Origin of the sequence: Nonomuraea sp. NPDC052265 (genome assembly GCF_044547985.1) — a bacterium.
Classification (GTDB): domain Bacteria; phylum Actinomycetota; class Actinomycetes; order Streptosporangiales; family Streptosporangiaceae; genus Nonomuraea.
On sequence record NZ_JBIUBJ010000027.1, the window covers coordinates 73,472 to 93,112 of the forward strand.

The following is a 19,641-nucleotide window of genomic DNA, read 5'->3' on the forward strand; positions in this document are numbered from 1 at the left end:
GTGCGCGCCGCTACCAGGCGACCTCCAGGGCGGTCAGGCCGTACACGACGTTGAAGGAGCGGAACTCCGGCGTGGCCTCGGTCGGGCGCAGGCCGGGGAAGCGTGCGAAGAGCGCGGGGAAGGCGATCTTCATCTCCATGCGGGCGAGCGGCGCGCCCAGGCAGTGGTGGACGCCGTGGCCGAAGGCGATGTGGCCGGGGGCGCCGCGGGTGATGTCGAGGGTGTCGGGGTCGGCGATGAAGGCCGGGTCGCGGTTGGCGGCGGGCAGCGAGCACAGGATCATCTCGCCCGCGCCGATGGTCCGTCCGGCCAGCTCGACCTCCCTGGACGTGATCTTGATCGTGCCGGAGTGGACGATGCTGAGCCAGCGCAGCAGCTCCTCGACCGTCGCGTCGATGCGCTCGGGCTCCTTGCGCAGGAGTTCGAGCTGCCCGGGGTTGCGCAGCAGGGCGAGCGTGCCGAGCGAGAGCATGTTGGAGGTCGTCTCGTGCCCGGCGAGCAGCAGCAGGTTGCCGATGCCGACGAGCTCGCTGGTGGTCAGGTCGTCGCCGTGCTCGCGGATGAGCATGCCGAGCAGGTCCTCGCCGGGGTCGGTGCGCATGCGGGTGACCAGGTCGCGCATGTACGCCCGCGACTCGAAGCTGGCCGCCACCCGCTCCTCGACCGGCAGCGACAGGTCCAGCATGCGCCCGGAACGCCGCTGGAAGTCGGCCCGGTCCTCGTACGGCACGCCGAGCAGCTCGCAGATCACCAGGGAGGGGATCGGCAGCGCGAACGACGACACCAGGTCGGCCGGGGAGCCCGCGGCCTCCATGGCGTCGAGGTGCTCGTTCACGATGTCCCTGATGCGGGGCTCCAGCCGCTTCATCCGGCGGATCGTGAACTCGGGCGTCAGCATCCTGCGCAGCCGGGTGTGCTCGGGCGGGTCCTGGCCGAGCAGGTTGCCCGCGCGCAGCTCGGCGAGCTGCTCCTCGGTCAGCTCGGGCGCTCCCGGCATGCGGGCGGAGCCCTGCCTGGCGAGTTTGAACCGTTCGGCGTCGCCCAGGACCTCGCGGACGTCGGCGTACCGGGTCACCACCCACGCCTCCAGGCCGAGGAGGGAGTCGATGCGCTTGATCCGTTCCTGGTCGCGCACCTCACCCAGCTCGGGGGCCGGATCGAACTCCACCCGCCGCATGTGCAGCGGCACCGCCGAGGACTCAGTCATGGAACGACCGTAACAAGTCCGGCGGCCGTCCTCTAGATCGTTTCCGATCGGTGATCCGGCCGGGGTTTCGGCCCGAGCTTGACGTGGGACGCGCGGCGCTTGGAGTATGCCGATGATCATCGTGACGAATGGGAGCAAGTGTGCGCCAGACCGACATACCGGTGCTGATCGCCGGAGGCGGGCCCGTGGGACTGGCGACGGCCGTGGAGCTGGCCCATCACGGGGTGCGCAGCATGGTCGTCGAGCCGCGCGAGAGCGTGTCGTGGCTGCGTCCGCGCGCCAAGACCACCTCGGCGCGGTCGATGGAGCTGCTGCGCAGGTGGGGGCTGGCCGGGACGCTGCGCGCCCGGTCGCCGCTCGCGGTCTCCTGGTCGGACGAGGCGGTGTTCACCACCGGCCTGCTCGGCCGCGAGATCACCAGGATCGGCGGCTGCTTCGGCCTCGACCTGACCGGCTCCGACCTGGCCGCCGAGCCCGGCCAGCAGGTGCCGCAGCCGATCGTCGAGGAGGTGCTGCGCGAGGCCGCCGGTGACGCGCTGCTCACCGGCTGGCGGGTGACCGGCCTGCGCGAGGACGCCGACGGCGTCACCGCCGACCTGGCCACCGAGGACGGCGACACCCGCCAGGTACGCGCCGCGTACGTCGTCGGCTGCGACGGCGCCCGCAGCGTGACGCGCGCGGCCATCGGCGCCCGCTACGAGGGCAGGCAGGACGCCAGGCCCAACTTCAACGTCGTCTTCCGCGCGCCCGGCCTGGCCGAGCGCGTCCCCCACGGCCCCGCCGTGCACTACTGGGTGCTGAACCCGGCCCAGCCCGGCATGCTCGGCCGGCTCGACCTGGAGGACCTGTGGTGGTGCATCGCCCAGGGCGTCCCGGCGGAGGGCACCGATCCCGTCCGCCTGGTCCGCAACCTGGTCGGGGCCGACGTCGAGGTCGAGATCCTGGCCACCGACCCGTGGACCGCGCGCATGCTGCTGGCCGACCGGTACGCCGGCGAGCGGGTGTTCCTGGCGGGCGACGCCGCGCACCAGAACCCGCCCTACGGCGGTCACGGCTTCAACACCGGCATCGGGGACGCGGTCAACCTCGGCTGGAAGCTGGCCGCCGTACTGAACGGATGGGCGCCCGCCACCCTGCTGACCAGCTACGAGACCGAACGCCGGCCGATCGCGGCGGCCACGATCGAGGCCGCCGCCGCCAACATGGCCACGCTCGCCCCCGAACTGGCCGATCCCGCGCTGATGGGGCCGGAGCCGGAGTTCGCGCGGGTGCGCCCGGCCGTCGCGGAGGCGGTGCGGCGGACCAAGGACAGCGAGTTCCACAGCCTGGACCTGGTGCTGGGGTACACGTACGCGGGGTCGCCGGTGGTGGCCGGCGGGTGCGGCGAGCGGCTGCCGCACCGGTGGCTCGCTCCGGGCGAGTCGCTCTACGACCGGCTCGGGCCTGGGTTCAGCCTGGTGGGCGACCTGTCGGCGCCGGAGGCGAAGGTGCTGGTGGAGCGGGCGGCCGAGCTGGGCGTGCCGCTGCGGGAGGTGGATCTGCCGGACGCCGCGGGGACACTGGCGCTGGTACGCCCTGACCAGCACGTGGCCTGGCGCCCGTCGTCCGGCCAGGACGCGGCCCACGCCCTGGACCTGGCGATCGGGCGTCCGGGCTGAGCCGGTTTAGGGTGGGCGCATGCGTGTAGTGGTGATCGGGGCGAGCGGGCACATCGGCACCTATCTGGTTCCCCGGCTGGTGGACGCGGGCCACGACGTGGTCGCGGTCAGCCGGGGCAGGCGGGAGCCGTACACGCCGCACGGCGCCTGGCAGCGGGTGAGCGCCGTGGTCGCCGACCGGGAGGCCGAGGAGGCCGAGGGCACGTTCGGGCGGCGGATCGCCGAGCTGGAGGCCGACGTCGTCATCGACCTCATCTGCTTCACCGAGGCGAGCGCCCGCCACCTGGCCGGCGCGCTGGCCGGGCGGGTGCGGCACTTCCTCCACTGCGGCACGATCTGGGTGCACGGCCCGAGCACCCGCGTCCCGACGACCGAAGACCGCCCGAAGCGCCCCATCGGCGAGTACGGCCGTCAGAAGGCCGCCATCGAGGCGTACCTGCTCGACCTGGCCGCACGGGAGGGATTCCCGGCCACGATCGTCCATCCCGGGCACATCACCGGCCCCCGCTGGATCCCGGTCAATCCGGCGGGCAACCTCGACCCGGCCGTGTTCCAGGCCCTCGCCGACGGCGAGGAGGTGCGGCTGCCCAACCTGGGCATGGAGACCGTGCAGCACGTCCACGCCGACGACGTCGCCCGGCTGTTCATGGACGCGCTGAACAACCCGGCCGCCGCCAGGGGCGAGAGCTTCCACTCGGTGGCCGTGACCGCGCTGACGCTGCGCGGCTACGCCGAGGCGGTGGCGGGCTGGTCCGGCAGGGAGGCGCGGCTTGCGTACCTGCCGTGGGAGCAGTGGCGGCAGACCGTGCCGGAGCGGGACGCCCGCGTCACCTACGACCACATCGCGCACAGCCCCCACTGCAGCATGGAGAAGGCCGGACGCCTGCTCGGCCACCGCCCCCGTCACACCTCGCTGGAGGCGATCGCGGAGGCGGTCGACTGGCTGGTCGCGGCGGGCACCCTCACCCGCTGACCGATCTCGGACGCGCGCTCAGCGGGCCTCGTTGACGCAGCGCAGCACCGGGGGCGAGGTGAGGGCCTCCGGGGGCAGGTCGAGCTCGGTGGTGACGTGGAAGGTCACGCTCTCGCCCGGCAGCAGGGTGACGAGCTGGTCGTCCACGGTGGCGGCCGGGTCGAGGCGGTCGGGGAACAGGGCCAGCTCGCGCAGGACCGTCCCGGCGGTCACGGTGACGGCGAGGCCGCCGTCCTGCGGCGTGACGGTCGCGGTGTACTCGGCCGCCGGGTAGGCGATCCGTGGGTCCTCGGCGAACGTGAACACCCTGCGCAGCCCGTCCAGGTCGGCCGTGAGCAGCTCGCGGGACGGGTCGCCGGGCGTCCCCGCGGGCAGGGCCAGCGTGGCGCGGGCGGGCACGGCGACCGGCTCGTCCCGGGCGGCCAGCACCCGGCCGTCCAGGTCGCGCCTGGCCAGGGTGAGCGTGCCGGTCCACTCCTCGTCGGTGTCGTTGACCAGGACGATCTCCGCGTCCCGCCGGGTGATCAGCCGGTCGGCGTAGGCGCGGCGCAGCGCGTACCACAGAGGTTTCCTGCGGCCGGCGCCGTCGACGGCGGCCCACGAGGTCACCGGCCAGCAGTCGTTGAGCTGCCACACCACGGTCCCCATGCAGTACGGCATGAGCGAGCGGAAGCGCTCGACCCCGAAGGCCATCGCCCGCGCCTGGTTGAGCTGGGTGTAGTAGTGCCAGTCGTCGAACGTCTCGGGGCGCGGCAGGTGGTCGCCGAGCCCGCTCATGAGCTTGGCGTTGCCGTCGGCCGTCTTCTGGTGGTGCAGCACGCCGGGCGAGTCGGGGGCCAGCGGCTCGTCGGAGACCGCCGCGCGCAGCGTCGCGTACGCGGGCGGCCCCTGGAAGCCGAACTCGGCGACGAAGCGCGGCGTGTAGTCGGCGTAGTGGGTGTAGTCGCGCGACCCCCAGACGGTCCAGATGTGCACGGTCCCGGTCGAGGGGTCGTGCACGTCACGGTCGGGCACCCCCGAGTACGGGCTGCCCGGCCAGTACGGCCGCGTCGGGTCCAGCTCGGCCACGACGCCGGGCAGCAGGTCGTAGTAGAACCCCGAACCCCAGCTTTTGCCCTCCAGCGGCGCCCGCCAGCCCCAGTGCTGGTGGCCCTCGATGTTCTCGTTGTTGCCGCACCACAGGACGAGGCTCGGGTGAGCCGACAGCCGCGACACGTTCTCACGGGCCTCGGCCTCGACCTCGGAGCGGAAGGGCTCCTCCTCGGGGTAGGCCGCGCAGGCGAAGGGAAAGTCCTGCCACACCATCAGGCCCTCGCGGTCGGCCAGGCGGTAGAAGTCCTCCGACTCGTAGACGCCGCCGCCCCACACGCGCAGCGCGTTCGCGCCGGCCGCCGTGGCCTGGGCGAAGCGTTCGGCCAGGCGCTCGGGGGTGATCCTGGCGGGAAAGGGGTCGTCGGGGATCCAGTTGAAGCCGCGGACGAACACCTGCCTGCCGTTCACGATCAGCCGGAAGGCGTCGGCGTCCAGCTCGACCGTGCGGAAGCCGATGTCGCGCCGCCACCGGTCGGACCCTGCGCCGACGGTGAGCGCGTACAGGGGCTGGGCGCCGTGCCCGCGCGGCCACCACGGCTCGGCGTGCGGCACCTCCAGGCGCAGCACGGCCTCGGTCGCGCCCTGGTCGAGCTTGGCCTCGACGCCGACGCCTGGCTCGTCCCCGAGGAGAGGAACCCGGTCGCATGAGCACCATCGACCCGCGCGGCGGCCTGCGGCCGGTCGTGACGGCGCTGAAGTACTCGTCGCTCGTCGGCGCCGCCGTGGTGGTGACGCTGCCGCTGCTGACGATGTTCGCCACGTCGTTCAAGACGCCCCGGGAAATGGCGAGCGGCGACATTCTCGCGTTGCCGGAGAGTTTCCTCAATTTCGAGAACTACGAAATCGCCTTCGCGAACGGCGACATGCTCCTGGCGTTCGGGAACACCGCGTTCATCCTGCTGTTCTCCGTCGCCGGGACGATCCTCATCGGGTCGATGGCGGCGTACGCGATCGACCGTTTCACCTTCCGCCTGAAAAAGGTGGTGGTGGCGCTGTTCCTGGTCGCGACGCTGGTGCCCGGGGTGACCACGCAGGTGGCCACGTTCAAGGTGATCGACGCGTTCGGGCTGTTCGACACGCGGTGGGGGCCGATCCTGCTGTTCATGGGCACCGACATCGTCGCCATCTACATCTTCCTGCAGTTCATCAGGAACATCCCGGTCTCCCTCGACGAGGCCGCCGGACTGGACGGGGCCTCGTCGTTCACCGTCTACCGCCGGGTCGTCCTGCCGCTGCTCAAGCCCGCCGTCGCCACGGTGGTCATCATCAAGGGCATCACCGTGTACAACGAGTTCTACATCCCGTTCCTGTACATGCCGTCGGAGGAACTGGGCGTCATCTCCACGTCGCTGTTCCGGTTCAAGGGGCCTTTCGGCGCGCATTGGGAGGTCATCTCGGCGGGCGCGGTGCTGGTCATCCTGCCCACCCTGGCGATATTCCTGGCGTTGCAGCGGTTCGTCTACAACGGATTCACCGCCGGAGCGACGAAGTGAAGGCGGCGGATGTCCGCCTACGATAGGCGCGTGAAGCGACTGACCATCAGCGACATCGCCGAGCGCGCGGGGGTGTCGATCGGTGCGGTCTCCTTCGCGCTCAACGGCCGTCCTGGGGTCTCCGAGACCACCCGGCGGCGCATTCTGACGATCGCCGCGGAAATGGGCTGGCGGCCCAACGCCGCGGCCCGGGGCCTTTCCGAGTCGCGGGCCCACACGGTGGGGCTGGTCATCGCGCGCAGCGCCGACACGCTCGGGGTCGAGCCGTTCTTCATGAGGTTCATCGCGGGCCTGGAGAGCGAGCTCGCGCTCTCCCGCACCGCGCTGCTGCTCCAGGTCGTGCCCGACCACGCCAAGGCGATCGAGGCCATCTGCGACTGGTGGGCCGAGCGGCGCGTGGACGGCCTGGTGGTCACCGACCTGTGGGCCGACGACGCGCGGCTGCCGCTGCTGGAGTCGCTGTCCGTCCCGGCCGTGCTGGTGGGCCGGCCGCGGCCGGGCAGCGGCATGCCCGCGGTCTGGAGCGACGACGCGGCGGCGGTGACCGAGGCCGTCGACCACCTGGTGGGCCTCGGCCACCGGCGCATCGCCCGGGTGGCCGGGCTGCCCGCGCTGGAGCACACCCAGGTGCGCACCGCCGCCTTCCACGCGGCGATGGCCCGCCACGGGCTCGATCCGGCCGCCGTGGTGGACACCGACTACACCTGGGCGGCCGGCGCCGACGCGACGCGGTCGTTGTTGTCGGGCGCGGCCCGGCCGACGGCGATCACGTTCGACAACGACGTCATGGCCACCGCCGGGCTCAGCGTCGCCCGTCAGCTCGGGGTCGGGGTGCCGCACGAGCTGTCGATCGTCGCGGGCGACGACTCCCAGCTGTGCGAGATGGTCTTCCCCACGCTGACCGCCCTCTCCCGCGACGTCCAGGCGTACGGGGGGCACGCGGCCCGCACGCTGCTCGCCCGGCTCCGCGGCGGCGCGCCGAGCTCCTTCCAGGACGCCACCGCCCGCCTGGTGGCCCGCGAGAGCACCGCGGCCACGCACTAGAGTCACCCGCCATGACACCTTGGGAGATGGCCGCGGTCTTCGCGGCCGGCATCGGAGCGGGAGGCATCAACGCCGTCGTCGGTTCCGGGTCGCTGATCACGTTCCCGACGCTGCTGGCCGTCGGCCTGCCGCCGATCACCGCCAACGTCTCGAACAACATCGGCCTGGTGCCCGGCGGCGTGACGGGCGTCCTCGGCTACCGCGCCGAGCTCAAGGGTCAGCGCGGCCGGCTGCTCCGCCTGGCCTCGGCCTCGGCGCTGGGCTCGTTGATCGGCGGGTTGCTGCTGCTCAACCTGCCCGAGCGCACGTTCACCGTGGTCGTCACGGTGCTGATCGGGTTGTCCTGCGTGCTGGTTCTGGCCCAGCCCAGGATCAGCCGGATGCTGGCCGGCCGCCCCCGGCTGACGCACGGCGGACCCTGGTTGTGGCTGGGCGTGCTGGCCGCCGGGGCGTACGGCGGCTACTTCGGGGCGGCGCAGGGCGTGCTGCTCATCGGCCTGCTCGGCATCTTCCTCGACGAGGAGCTGCAACGCGTCAACGCCGCCAAGAACGTGCTCTCGCTCGTGGTCAACGCCACGGCCGCCGTCCTCTACACGCTGGTCGCCGACGTGGACTGGTGGGCCGTGCTGCTGGTGGCGCTCGGCTCGACGGTCGGCGGGTTCCTCGGCGCGCGGGTGGGACGCAGGCTGCCCGCGCCGGTGCTGCGCGGCGCGGTCGTCTGCATCGGGGTCGTGGCGATCGTCAAGCTCCTGACCGCCTAGGCCGGGACGGTGACCGGCTCGTCCCAGTCGACGCGGTAGCGCTGCTCGGGGCCGAGGGCGCGTTCGGGGGCGAGGAACGTCCTCGTGGCCACCGGCATCATCAGCCGCATCATCGTGACGGCGAAGGGCCCGAGCGTCTTGCTGCTGTTCGTCCTCGACGCGCGGGCGGCGACCTGCTCGACGCGGTCGCGGCGCAGCCGTACGTAGGCGTCGAAGGCGTCGGGCACGCCGGGCAGGTCGCGCAGGCAGCGGGCGAGCTGGACGGCGCTCTCGGCGGCCAGCGAGGCGCCCTGCCCCGAGCTCGGCGAGGGCGCGTGCACCGAGTCGCCCACCAGCACCATCCTGCCGCGGTGCCATCGCGGGACGCTCGGCATGATCTCCACCGAGCCGAGCGCCACCAGGTTCTCGGGGGACGTGTGCCGCACCAGCTCCTCCCCCGGCGCCTCGCCCGCGAAGAGCTCGCCCAGACGGCGCAGCCACTCCCCGGCCGGCACCCGGCGGGCCTGCGCGGACGTCGTCGGCCCGGCGTGCGGCACGTTGCAGAACCAGGCCGTGCGCCCGTCGGGCTGCACCCAGTAGCCGAGGAACGCCCGCCGCCCGAACACGAAGTAGGACGCCTCCCCCTCGGCCGGGACGGCGACGTCGGCCAGGCCGCCGAAGTTCAGCAGGGGCACGTGACGCGGCCCCGGCGCGGCCGGGTCGATCAGGGACCGGACCACGGAACGGATGCCGTCGGCCCCGACCAGGATGTCGGCGCTCGCGCCGCTGCCGTCGGCGAAGCGGGCGGTGACGCCGTCGGCGTGCTCCTCGACGCCGACCAGGCGCCGGCCGTACTCCGTGCGGACGCCGGCGGCCAGGGCCCGGTCGCGGACCGCGCCGTAGAGCTCCGAGCGCCACATCGCCTGGCTGGGCGGCAGGTCGGGCAGTCCGGCCAGCTCGCCCATGCGCCTGCCCGCGCCGTCGCGGACGACCGTGTGCGCGATCGGCTGACCGACCGCCCTCACCGCCTCCTCCGCGCCCACGACCCGCAGCGCGGCGAGCCCGTTCGGGGCGATCGTGAGCGTGCCACCGACGCCCTCCGCGCCGCTGTCGTACGCCTCGTACAGGGTCGCCTCGATCCCCGCGCGGCGCAGCGCCATCGCGGTGACGGGACCCGCGATGCCCCCGCCGATCACCATTGCCGTGCTCACTGCTGTCATTGCCGACTCCCGAACATCTCGTGCCAGGTCCTGGCGTAGTCAGGTGCGCTGAGGGACTCGATGAGGCGGGCGATGAAGGCCAGCTCAGCGTCGAGCACCGCGAGGCGGTAGTCGTCCTCCACGAGGAACACCCACGCCACGCCGCCCGCGCGGGCGGCGTCGGCCGTGCGGGCGAGCGCGGCCCGTCCGGCGCTCAGCGCCGCCGCGCGCCGTTCCAGCAGCCCGACGGCCTCGGCCGGGTCGAGCACGCTGATCAGCGACAGCGCGACGCCGAAGTGCGGATAGTCCTCCTGCGGCGTCGAGACCAGCTCGCGCAGCCAGTCGTAGAGCTCCTCGCGGCCCTCGCCGGTGAGCTCGTAGAGCGTGCGCTCCGGCCGCTCGGTGTCGCGGACGGTCTCCCGCTCGACGATGAACCCCGCCTTGGCGAGCTGCTTGACGACCATGTAGAGGGAGCCGCGGTTGTACTTGAAGCTCTTGTCCTTGTCGGTCTCCTGCAGACGGCGGCCCAGCTCGTACGGGTGCATGGGCTCGACCAGCAGGAACGCCAGCACCGCCAGCGCGAGCGGGTTGGCCACCTTGCGCCGCTTCTCCATCGGAAGTCCCCTTTAGTTGATGTCAACTATCCATCCTCGGCTAGTCGATGTCAACTATAGAGGTCTCAGCCCGCCATCCCCACGAAGAACGCCACCGGGACCAGCGCGAGAGTGAGGGCGAGCGCCCACCAGCGGGGCGCGGGGCCCGTCCGCAGCACCGCGACGCCCATGGGCACGAGCGCGACGGCGAGCCCGGCCAGCGCGGCCAGCGCGACCGGGTCGCTGCTGCCCTTGAGCACGCCGAGCGGCAGCCCGGCCGCCAGCGCCAGCGCGACGCACCTGGCCACGCCGGTCGCCCCGGCCCCGAGGGCCCTGGCGCGGAAGGCGCCCACGGCCAGCACGATCCAGCCGCCCATGATGCAGACGTTGACCGCCTTGAACACGTGGAAGGCGCCGTAGGTGCCGGCGACGGCCCGCCGGGCGGCGTCCGGGCCGAGCGCGTCCACGAGCTGGAAGGCCAGATGGCTCACCCCGGCGTGGAACACCCTGCCGAACAGCCCCAGCACCGCCAGCGTCACGCCCCACCTGGCCAGGGCCGGGTGGGTGGCGCCGATCACCCGGCCGAGCGCGGTCACCGCGGGCCACAGCAGCACGGCGCCCGCGGCGTACAGGCTGTAGGAGAGCACCATGCGGGCCGGGTCGGCGGCGTAGGCGGCGAGCTGGCCCGGGAAGAAGTCGTCGGCGCCGAGACGGAGGAGGACCCCGGCCATGAGCAGCGCCGGGCCGAGCACCAGCCCGGTCCCCTCCACCCAGCGCCCGGGGATCGTGATGTGTGTGATCGTCATGACCACCATCCAAGTGACGGGCGCGTCCCGGCACATTGGCGCGGCCGCGAGGAACCGCACTCCACCTGGCACTACTCCGGCATGAAAGTTTCAGGCGTTCTCGCAGGTCAGGACTGGTGACGAGAGCCCTCGCATTGACGTGCCCGAACGCGGCGGCCGAGCATGACGCCGCGTTCCCCTCCTGGAAAGGGCATCCCCATGCAGACCTCGAAGGCGGCACTGACCGCCCTGGCCACGGTGGTGGCCGGAGCGACTGTCGCCGTCGCGCTGACCACCACCCCGGCGGGCGCGGCGACCGGAACAGGGACCGGCTACCTGCACACCAGCGGCAACAAGATCCTCGACAGCACCGGGGCGACCGTCCGGCTGACCGGGATCAACTGGTTCGGCATGGAGACCGACAACAAGACCTTCCACGGCCTGTGGTCGAGCAACCCCTGGAAGAGCCAGATCGACAAGATGGCCGCGCTGGGTTACAACACGCTGCGGGTGCCGTACTCGAACGACGCGCTCAAGCCGGGGGCCACCGCCACCGGGATCAACGACTACGTCAACCCCGACCTGGTCGGCCTGTCCCCCATGCAGATCCTCGACAAGGTCGTGGACTACGCGGGCGTCAAGGGCATGCGGATCATCCTCGACCGCCACCGCCCGACCGCGGCCGGCCAGTCGCCGCTCTGGTACGTCGGCGCCACGCCCGAGAGCACCTGGATCAACGACTGGAAGACCCTGGCCCAGCACTACGCGAACAACCCCACGGTCATCGGCGCAGACCTGCACAACGAGCCGCACGCCGAGGGCACCAACCCCAACGCGACAGGCGCCTGCTGGGGCTGCGGCGACCAGGCCCGCGACTGGCGCCTGGCGGCCGAACGGGCGGGCAACGCGGTCCTCGGCGTCAATCCCAACTGGCTGATCTTCGTCGAGGGCGTGAGCTGCCCGAGCGGCGGCCTGTCGAACGTCTGGGACAACGACCCGAGCAACGACGAGGACTGCGGCTGGTGGGGCGGCAACCTGTCGAAGGCCGGCCAGTACCCGGTACGGCTCAACGTGGCGAACCGCCTGGTCTACTCCCCGCACGAGTACGCCACCTCGGTCTACCACCAGACCTGGTTCGACGCCCCCGACTACCCCGCCAACATGCCCGCCATCTGGGACAAGTACTGGGGATACCTGTACAGGCGGAACATCGCGCCGATCATGATGGGCGAGTTCGGCACCACGCTGGCCTCGAACGTCGACAAGGTCTGGCTCCAGGAGCTCATGAAGTACACCGGGACCGGGGTGAACGGCATGTCGTTCACGTACTGGTCGTGGAACCCGAACTCGGGCGACACCGGCGGTATCGCCAATGACGACTGGACCACGATCAACCAGGCCAAGCAGGACATCCTGCAGCCGTACCTGATCCCGCCGGCCGGGGGCGGGGGGAACCCGACCGCGTCGCCGACGGTGAACCCGCCGGGGCAGTGCACGGTCGGCTACAAGCAGACCAACGCCTGGCAGGGCGGCTTCCAGGGCGAGGTGACGGTGAAGAACACCGGGACGTCCCCGATCGGCGACTGGACCGCGACCTGGACGCTGCCCTCGGGGGTCACCCTGAACAACGCCTGGAACGCGGTGGTGACGGTCTCGGGCACGACGTGGACCGCCAAGGGGCCCGACTGGGCGAGAAGCCTGGCGCCGGGGGCGTCGGTGGCGATCGGCTTCACCGCCGACGGCACGGCCGCCACCCCCGCGAACACCACCTGCTCCTGACCCGCCACCCCGCCGACCTCCCGCCCGCGCTTCCCCGCCCAGGGACGCGGGCGGTCAGGTGAAGGGCCGGGACATCTCGTCGAGCATCTCGGCCATGACCTTCCGCAACGAGCGCGACTGGCGCTCCTCCACCCAAAGGTGCGACCCGAGCCGCAAGGCCGTGAGGAACCCGGCCGCCATGACCTGGGGACGCACCGGGCTCTCCCGCTCGGAGATCGCCTGGACCAGGTCGCGCTCCAGCGCCGCGTGGTTGGCGAGTTGCCGGGCGAGCAGCGACGGGTGCCGCTTGGCCAGGCGGGCGCGTACGGCCCACTCCCGCGCCGGCTCGCCCACCTCCTCGAACACGTCGTCGATCGCGCCGCACAGCGCCTGCCAGGCGGTCCGGCCGGTCGGCTGGGCCCGCACCTTCTCGACCAGGTCGCGGATGCGCTGCTCCTCGCCGTAGAGGACGGCGTCCTCCTTGCCGGCGAAGTAGTTGGAGAACGTGCGGCGCGAGATGTTGGCGGCGTCGGCGATGGTCTCGACGGTGACGGCGTCGAGGCCGTGCTCGCCGACGAGCCGCATCGCCGCCTCGTGCACGGCCTGCCGGGTCTCGGCCTTCTTGCGCTCGCGCAGCCCGCCGGTGCTGTCCATGATGCGCCAAGCCTACCGTTCGGGAATATATGCTCAGCGGGCAAACTTTCCCATTGGGCATTGTTTTAACGTAGGAGGAGGCCGCGCATGAGCGCACCGACCGTCCCGGCCGCGCCGCCGGGTCAGATGAGCCATCGGCAGATCATGGAGGCCCTGAGCGGGCTGCTGCTCGTCCTGTTCGTGGCGATGATCAGCGGCACGATCGTGTCGGTCGCGCTGCCGCAGATCATCGGCGCGCTGAACGGCACGCAGTCGCAGTACACCTGGGTGATCACCGCCTCGCTGCTGGCGTCCACGGCCTCCACCCCGATCTGGGGCAAGCTGGCCGATCTGTTCAGCAAGAAGCTCCTGTTGCAGATCTCTATCGTGATCTTCATGGTCAGCTCGGTGGCCTGCGGCTTCGCCCAGGACACCGGCCAGCTCATCGCCTTCCGCGCCCTCCAGGGCCTGGGCATGGGCGCGCTGCAGGTCCTGGTCCAGGTGATCATCGCGGCGATGATCAGCCCGAAGGACCGGGGCAAGTACAACGGCTACCTCGGCGGCGTCATGGCCGTCGCGACCGTGGCCGGGCCGCTGCTCGGCGGCCTGATCGCGGACACCTCCTGGCTCGGCTGGCGCTGGTGCTTCTTCGTGGCGGCGCCGTTCACCGTGATCGCCTTCCTGCTGCTGCAGAAGACCCTGCGGGTGACCCACGTGCGCCGCGAGGGCGTCAAGGTCGACTATGTCGGCGCCACGCTGATCGCGCTCGGCGTCAGCGTGCTGCTCATCTGGGTGACCTTCGTCGGCAACTCCTTCGACTGGCTGTCCTGGCAGACCGCCGCGATGGTGCTCGGCGGCGTGGCCGTCCTGGTGATCGCGACCTGGGTGGAGACCGTGGTCAGGGAGCCGGTCGTGCCGCTGCACGTCATCCGCCGCCGTACCCCGGCGCTGGCCATCCTGGCGAGCCTCGCGGTGGGCATGGCGATGTTCGGCGGCTCGGTCTTCCTCGGCCAGTACTTCCAGATCGGCCGCGGCTACAGCCCGACCGAGGCGGGGCTGCTGACGATCCCGATGATGCTCGGCGTGCTGCTGTCCTCGGCGATCTCCGGGCGCATGGTGTCGAAGAGCGGGAACGTCAAGCCGTACATCGTGACCGGGTCGATCGTGCTGACCGTCGGGTTCCTGGTGCTGTCCACGATGGACCACCAGACCTCGCTCGTGCTCATCGCCGGCGCGATGGTGCTGGTCGGCGCGGGCGTCGGCATGTCGATGCAGAACCTCGTCCTCGCGATCCAGAACACCGTGCCGCTGCGCGAGCTGGGCGCGGCCAGCGGGGCCGTGACGTTCTTCCGCTCGCTGGGCGGCACGGTGGGCGTGTCGGTGCTCGGCGCGGTGCTGGCCAACCAGGTCGCGACCGGCATCGCCGAAGGGCTGGCCAAGATGGGCATCGACCCGGCCAAGGCGGCCGCCGGCGGCAAGAGCACGCTCAACATCGCGGCGCTGCCGGAGCCGTTCAAGAGCATCGTCCGGGCCGCGTACGGCGACGCCACCGGGCACATCTTCCTGATCTCGGCGGGCATCGCCGTGGTCGGCGTGATCGCCACCCTGTTCCTCAAGCCGACCAAGCTCCGCGACAGCGTGGACCTGGCCGAACCCGCCCCGGCGAGCGACGGCAAGACCCCCGTCGCCCCCTGAGGCGCCGTCCGCGCGGGACGGGGCGGTGGAGGGAGCCGGGACCACCGGCGCCACCAAGGGCACGGCATTTGACCGGAAAACAGAGGGTTGACCCGCGTTGACCTGTGATGGATAACAGTATTCCGACAGGGGGAGTAAACCTGCACTGTTACGGAGACCCCGATGACAAGCCTGGCTTCTCCTGGGTTGATCGGGCGTGACGCCCAGTTACGCTCGCTCACCGACGCCATCACCGGCCCGCCGGCCGTCATCCTCGTGCAGGGCGAGGCGGGCATCGGCAAGACCCGGCTGGTCAGAGCCGCGCTCGACCAGTTGCCCGACGGCGAACGCACCGTCCTGATCGGCCATTGTCACCAGATCCGCGAGCCGTTCCCGTACGGCCCGGTGTTCGACGCGCTGCGGCACGTCGCGGGCGCGCTGCCGGAGACCGGCACGCTCAACCCGGTCACCGGCGCCCTGCGCGGCTACCTGCCGGAGCTGGCCGGGCACCTGCCGCCGGCGCCGTCGCCGCCGCCCCTGGACGACCCGCGCGCCGAGCGTCACCGCCTGTTCCGCGCGGTGCACGCGCTGCTGGCCGCGGTGTGCCCGGCGGTGCTGGTGATCGAGGATCTCCACTGGGCCGACGACGGCACCCGCGACCTGCTGCGCTTCCTCACCGACCAGCCGCCGGCGGGGCTCGCGCTGGTGGTGACGTTCCGCCGGGAGGGGCTGCCGGTGCCGGGGCTGCCGTTCGGGCGCGCGTACCGGCGTCCGCCGGGGGTGCGCAGCGAGGTGATCTCGCTGACGCCGCTCGACGTCGAGGGGGTGCGCAGCCTGACCGGGGCGCTGCTCGGCCGTTCGACGCTGACCTCCGACTTCGTCACGAAGCTGCGCGACCGCACGGCGGGCGTGCCGTTCGTGATCGAGGAGGTGGTGCGCTCGTTGCTCGATGACGAGGGCCATTTACTCGGCGGCGAGGAGGAGCCGGAGGTCCTGGAACGCATGGCGGTGCCGCTGCTGCTGCGCGAGGCGATGGCCGAGCAGCTCACCGGGCTGTCGCCGGCCGCGCTGCACGCCGTGCACACCGCCGCCGTGCTCGGGCTGCCCGCCGACGAGCCGCTCATCGCCGCCGTCTCCGGGCACCCGCTGGGCGACGGGCTGAGCCAGGCGTTGAAGGCCGGCGTACTGCTCGAACAGCACGACGGCCAGTACGGCTTCCGCCACGCCCTCGCCCAGCAGGCCGTCTACGACGCGATCCCCGGCCCCGACCGGCGGCTCACCCACCAGCGTGCGGTGACCGCGCTGTCCGCCCTCGCGCCGCCGCCGCTCGTCCAGCTCGCCTACCACGCCAGGCGCGCCGGGGACTTCGAGTCCTGGCAGCGGCACGGCCCGGCGGCGGCCGACCACGCCGCCGCCATCGGCGACATCCCGCTCGCCGTCGAGGTGCTGGCGGGCATGCTGGCCGACCCGAAGCTCCCGCACGACGCGCGCGGCCCGCTCGCGCTGCGGCTCAGCCGGGTGGCCGCGATCGGGCTGTCCTACCGGCGGGTGGTGCGCTCGCTGCGCCACCTGCTGGCCGAGGACTTCCTGTCCCGGCACGTACGCGGCGAGGCCCGGCTCAACCTGGGCGTGCTGCTGTCCAACCAGGCGGGCGTGGTCGCCGCGGGCCGCCAGGAGATCCTGCTCGCCCTCCCCGACCTGCACGACCGGCCGAGCCTGGCCGCGCGCGGGCTGGCGCTGCTGGCGATGCCCGCCTGGGGCGACGAGCCGCTGGCCGCCCACGAGGAGTGGATGAACCAGGCGGAGAAACTGCTGGCCACGGTCGAGGATCAGGATCCCGAGCTGACCGCCGCCGTGCACGCCAACAAGATCAGCCTGGCCATGATGCTGGGCTCGCCGGACGCGTTCGACCTGGCCGCGACGCTGCCCGCGAACGACCCGTCGGCGGCGGTGCGCCGGCAGGTGTCGCGCGGCTACTCCAACCTCTTCGACGCGGCCATCGCGCTCGGCCACTACGCCCCCGCCGAGCGCTTCGCCGACCAGAGCAGGCGCATCGCCGAGGAGACGGGCGCGCAGTACCCGGTGTTCCTGGTGGAGATGTCCTCGATCCGGCTCGCCCTGCTGACCGGCCGCTGGGAGGGCCTGCGGGAGCGGGCGGTCGCGGCGGTCGAGATGACGGCCGAGGCGCCGCTGCTGGCCGTGGACGCCCGGCTGGCGCTGGGCATGCTGGCCCTGGCCAGGGGCGAGTGGGAGGAGGCCGCCGAGCACCTGGTGGCGACGGGGGTCAACGACCTGGAGTCGGGGTTCCTGCCGGTCGCCGCCGTGGCCTCGGGCGGCCTGATCGAGCTGCACCTGACCCGCGACTGCCCGCACGAGGCGCTGGCCGAGGCCGGGCGGGCGGTGGCCAGGCTGCGGCGCAAGGGCATGTGGGTGTGGGGCGACCAGCTCGTGCCGCCGGCCGTGGCGGCGCTGCTGAAGGCCGGACGGGCGGAGGAGGCGGAGGAGCTGGTGGCCGAGTTCGCGGCGGGCATCGAGGGCCGCGACGCCCCCTCCGCGCACGCCGGTCTCGACGCGGCGACCGGCTCGCTGGCCCTGGACCGGGGCGCGTACGAGGAGGCGGCCAGGTGTTTCGCCAGGGCGCGGGCGGCGTACGAGGCGATGCCCAGGCCGTACAGCGTGGCCAGGACGGCCGAGTCCGAGGCGGCGGCCCGGCTGGCGATGGGCGACCGGGCGCGCGCCGCGGACCTGATCGCGGACGCCTGCGAGCGGTACGCCGGCCTGGGCGCGACCCACGACGCCGCCCGCTGCCGCCACCTGCTGCGCGAGATCGGGCCGGGCAGCGCGCCGCGCAGGGGCAGGAAGGGCCGCAGCGGGGTGTTGTCGCCGCGCGAGGCCGAGGTGGCCAGGCTGGTCGCGCTCGGCCGGACGAACAGGGAGATCGCCGAGGTGCTGTTCCTGTCGCGGCGGACGGTGGACACGCACGTCGCCCGGGTGCTGCAGAAGCTCGGCGTGCGCACCCGCAACGACGTGAAGGAGCCCCGGCCGGATGACCGGCCGGGGCTCGCTCCCCCTGAGTCCGACGGTTAGACCGTGATGCTCCAGGAGTCCAGGAAACCGGTGTCACCGAGGTAGACGTCCTCGATGTCCAGGGTCCAGGTGCCGGCCGCCTGCTGGCTGACCGGGACCGAGAAGGTCCTGGTGCCGTACTGCGTGCAGGTGGTGCCGCCGTAGGCGTCGACCACGTACCAGGTGCCGTTCGGGCCGCGGAGCCAGATGTCGAGGTCCTCGGCGCAGGTGTGGCTGATCGTGATGGACACCTTGACCGGGGAGGCCGCGGTGCCCGTCGCCGTGGACGTGATCGAGCTCTGGGTGTTGGAGTAGTCCCTGATCTGGTAGTCGGTGTCGTTGGTGAACGTCCGGCCGCCCGAGGTGCCCTGGACGGTCAGCGCGTACGACGTGGTGTGCGTCGCCGTCTCGCCCGTGCCGGTCACGGTGATCGTGTAGCTGCCCGCCGGGGTGGTGGGCGAGGTCGCGATCGACAGGCTGGACGAGCCGCCCGACGTGATGCTGGCCGGGTTGAACGAGGCCGTGGCGCCGGTCGGCAGGCCGCTCGCGGACAGGTTCACCGTCTGGGCGGTCCCGTTCGTGGTGGTCGAGCCGATCGTCGTCGTGGCGGTGGAGCCGGCCTGCACCGTGCCCGAACCGGGGCTGGCGGAGAGCGAGAAGTCACGCGGCTGGGTGGTGCCGCCGACCGCCTGCTTCCAGATGGCGTACGCCGCGGCGTCGGCCGCCCGGTCGATGATGGTGTCGTTGATGTTGGAGGTGGTGTCGCAGGAGGAGTGGTAGCAGGAGTCGTAGGCCCGGTTGGCCGTGCCGCCCCACTTGCTCGCCTGCGCCGAGGTCTTGATCGCGCTCGCGCCCGCCGCCACGCCCGAGCTGGCGATGCCCGCGTTGCGGAAGGAGGCGTCGTCGGAGCGGTTGGCGCCCTCGGTGTTCTCCTCCGGCTGCAGGTTCAGCTTGTCGTAGAACTCCTTCAGGAAGGCCGCGCCGGTGGTGGTGATGTTGTTGATGAAGTAGCCACCGTTGGGCGAGCCGGTCATGTCGTAGTTGTAGTAGACCTTGATCTTCGCCCGCTCGGTCGAGCTGAGCGAGGCGACGTAGGCCTCGGAGCCGTTCAGGCCCTGCTCCTCGTCGGTCCACCAGCCGAACCGCACGTGCTTGGTGAGCGTGGGGTTCTTCTGGGCCAGGGTCAGCGCGACCTCGAGCAGGTTGGACGAGCCGGAGCCGTTGTCGTTGATGCCCGGTCCCGCGGACACGCTGTCCAGGTGGGCGCCGGACATGATGACCTGGTTGGCGTCGCCGCCGGGCCAGTCGGCGATCAGGTTGGGGCCCGCGCCGCTGGTGCAGTAGGAGACGCTGCAGCTCTGCCGCACCACGGTGTAGCCGGCCGCCTGGAGCTTCTGCTCGATGTAGGACACCGACTGGAGGTAGCCGTTGGTCGTGGACCTGCGGTTGCCGCCGTTGCTGCTGGCGATGCTCTGGAGCTGCGCCAGGTGCGCCTTGATGTTGGTGAGGCTGATGTCAGGCGGGTCCTGGCCGCCGGGGCCGCCGGTGCCGACCGTGAGCGTGAACGTCGCGTTGTGCGTGGTCGTGCCGGTGCCCGTGACCGTGATCGGGTACGTGCCCTGCGCGGTGGTGGCGCCGACCGACAGCGTCAGCGTCGAGGAGTTGCCGGAGGTGACCGAGGAGGGGTTGAAGCTGGCGGTGGTGCCGCTGGGCAGCCCGGTGGCGG

The 19,641-nt window shown here is 72.2% G+C and carries 15 protein-coding genes; 8 read left to right on the forward strand and 7 right to left on the reverse strand.

The annotated features are described in order from the left end of the window. Positions 1-10: 10 nt before the first annotated feature. Positions 11-1,207 (reverse strand): cytochrome P450, encoded by a 1,197-nt coding sequence (locus ACIHAD_RS43260; protein ID WP_397360653.1) that lies wholly within the window; start codon positions 1,205-1,207, stop codon positions 11-13. Positions 1,208-1,347: 140 nt separating this feature from the next. Here ACIHAD_RS43260 and ACIHAD_RS43265 point away from each other — a divergent pair, with 140 nt between their 5' ends. Together ACIHAD_RS43265 and ACIHAD_RS43270 are read left to right on the forward strand one after the other, a co-directional pair. Next, positions 1,348-2,865, forward strand: a complete 1,518-nt coding sequence (locus ACIHAD_RS43265) for an FAD-dependent monooxygenase (protein WP_397360655.1) — start codon at positions 1,348-1,350, stop codon at positions 2,863-2,865. A gap of 19 nt (positions 2,866-2,884) precedes the next feature. Next, entirely contained in the window at positions 2,885-3,838 is a 954-nt protein-coding gene (locus tag ACIHAD_RS43270) for an NAD-dependent epimerase/dehydratase family protein (RefSeq protein ID WP_397360656.1), read from the forward strand. A gap of 18 nt (positions 3,839-3,856) precedes the next feature. Here the strand turns inward: ACIHAD_RS43270 and ACIHAD_RS43275 are convergent, their stop codons facing one another. Continuing rightward, complete coding sequence (locus ACIHAD_RS43275) at positions 3,857-5,497, reverse strand: glycoside hydrolase family 2 TIM barrel-domain containing protein (protein WP_397360657.1); 1,641 nt, start codon at positions 5,495-5,497, stop codon at positions 3,857-3,859. Positions 5,498-5,574: 77 nt separating this feature from the next. Here ACIHAD_RS43275 and ACIHAD_RS43280 point away from each other — a divergent pair, with 77 nt between their 5' ends. From ACIHAD_RS43280 to ACIHAD_RS43290, 3 genes are read left to right on the forward strand one after another with little or no spacing between them, the layout of a single operon-like run. Then, positions 5,575-6,423: a carbohydrate ABC transporter permease gene (locus tag ACIHAD_RS43280; protein WP_397360659.1), complete on the forward strand. Its 849-nt coding sequence runs from the start codon at positions 5,575-5,577 to the stop codon at positions 6,421-6,423. 30 nt (positions 6,424-6,453) lie between these two features. Then, positions 6,454-7,467, forward strand: a complete 1,014-nt coding sequence (locus tag ACIHAD_RS43285) for a LacI family DNA-binding transcriptional regulator (protein ID WP_397360661.1) — start codon at positions 6,454-6,456, stop codon at positions 7,465-7,467. A gap of 11 nt (positions 7,468-7,478) precedes the next feature. Then, positions 7,479-8,228 carry a sulfite exporter TauE/SafE family protein gene (locus ACIHAD_RS43290; protein ID WP_397360662.1) on the forward strand — a complete coding sequence of 250 codons (750 nt, stop codon included), beginning with the start codon at positions 7,479-7,481 and terminating at the stop codon, positions 8,226-8,228. Here ACIHAD_RS43290 and ACIHAD_RS43295 read toward each other — a convergent pair. The 3 genes from ACIHAD_RS43295 to ACIHAD_RS43305 form a co-directional block, all read right to left on the reverse strand. Next, positions 8,225-9,427: an FAD-dependent monooxygenase gene (locus tag ACIHAD_RS43295; RefSeq protein ID WP_397360664.1), complete on the reverse strand. Its 1,203-nt coding sequence runs from the start codon at positions 9,425-9,427 to the stop codon at positions 8,225-8,227. The two genes, ACIHAD_RS43290 and ACIHAD_RS43295, sit on opposite strands and share 4 nt — an antisense overlap. Further along, positions 9,424-10,020 (reverse strand): PadR family transcriptional regulator, encoded by a 597-nt coding sequence (locus ACIHAD_RS43300; protein ID WP_397360666.1) that lies wholly within the window; start codon positions 10,018-10,020, stop codon positions 9,424-9,426. Before ACIHAD_RS43300 ends, ACIHAD_RS43295 begins: the two co-directional genes overlap by 4 nt. Before the next feature lie 65 nt (positions 10,021-10,085). Further along, a complete protein-coding gene (locus tag ACIHAD_RS43305) occupies positions 10,086-10,805 on the reverse strand; it encodes a hypothetical protein (protein WP_397360667.1) in 720 nt (239 codons plus the stop codon). Positions 10,806-11,003: 198 nt separating this feature from the next. Here ACIHAD_RS43305 and ACIHAD_RS43310 point away from each other — a divergent pair, with 198 nt between their 5' ends. Next, positions 11,004-12,563: a cellulase family glycosylhydrolase gene (locus ACIHAD_RS43310; RefSeq protein WP_397360668.1), complete on the forward strand. Its 1,560-nt coding sequence runs from the start codon at positions 11,004-11,006 to the stop codon at positions 12,561-12,563. A 54-nt stretch (positions 12,564-12,617) separates the two neighbouring features. Here ACIHAD_RS43310 and ACIHAD_RS43315 read toward each other — a convergent pair whose 3' ends face one another. After that, the gene (locus ACIHAD_RS43315) at positions 12,618-13,196 is read right to left on the reverse strand and encodes a TetR/AcrR family transcriptional regulator (protein ID WP_397360669.1); all 579 of its coding nucleotides are present in this window, start codon (positions 13,194-13,196) and stop codon (positions 12,618-12,620) included. Between the two features lie 144 nt (positions 13,197-13,340). Between ACIHAD_RS43315 and ACIHAD_RS43320 the strand changes: the two genes are divergently transcribed. After that, positions 13,341-14,870, forward strand: coding sequence for an MDR family MFS transporter (locus ACIHAD_RS43320; RefSeq protein WP_397360674.1), 1,530 nt, complete (start codon positions 13,341-13,343; stop codon positions 14,868-14,870). A 162-nt stretch (positions 14,871-15,032) separates the two neighbouring features. Continuing rightward, on the forward strand, positions 15,033-17,936 hold the full coding sequence (locus ACIHAD_RS43325) for an AAA family ATPase (protein WP_397360670.1): 2,904 nt from the start codon (positions 15,033-15,035) through the stop codon (positions 17,934-17,936). On the opposite strand, the gene ACIHAD_RS43330 is transcribed toward ACIHAD_RS43325, so the two are convergent. Further along, positions 17,933-19,641 (reverse strand): M28 family peptidase (locus ACIHAD_RS43330; protein WP_397360672.1); only part of this gene is annotated, 1,709 nt, incomplete at its 5' end. The genes ACIHAD_RS43325 and ACIHAD_RS43330 overlap by 4 nt on opposite strands.